Raw genomic sequence first — 630 nt, forward strand, 5'->3', positions numbered from 1 at the left:
TCATGAAAGACAAAGAGAACATGAAAGGCAACGGGCAAGGCAAGCCTAAGTATGGCAAGGCCCAAAAATCCAGGAACGCCAGCAAAGATAACATCCTCACCACCCGGCAAGGGCATCCTGTCACTGACAACCAGAACATCCGAACAGTTGGTAGCAGTGGCCCGGCAACCATGGAGAATTACCACTTTATAGAAAAGATATCACACTTTGACCGGGAGCGCGTGCCAGAGCGAGTGGTGCACGCCCGAGGTACGGGTGCCCATGGCGTGTTTGTGTCGTATGGTATGGTGGGCAACGACCCAATTGAGAAGTATACCCGCGCCAAAGTGTTCCGGAAAGGTAAAGAAACACCCACTTTCGTACGTTTCTCGACCGTAGGCCATCCGGCGGGCTCCCCGGAAACATTGCGTGACCCGCGCGGCTTTGCTGTCAAGTTCTATACCGAAGACGGTAACTGGGACCTGGTAGGCAACAACCTGAAGATCTTCTTTATTCGTGATGCCATGAAATTTCCGGATCTGATACATTCTCAGAAGCCAGACCCGGTAACCAACATACAAAGTGCCGAACGTATTTTTGATTTCTTTTCAGGTACACCGGAAGCCACTCATATGGTTACGTTTCTGTACT

Annotated in this window: 1 protein-coding gene; it reads left to right on the plus strand. The window is 50.8% G+C overall.

The window, feature by feature from the left end; all coding sequences use genetic code 11:
* Window positions 1-2: 2 nt before the first annotated feature.
* Window positions 3-630, plus strand: a 628-nt coding sequence (locus tag OB13_RS19970) for a catalase (RefSeq protein ID WP_461491946.1), incomplete at its 3' end; no start/stop codon positions are given.

Source organism: Pontibacter sp. HJ8 (genome assembly GCF_054824225.1).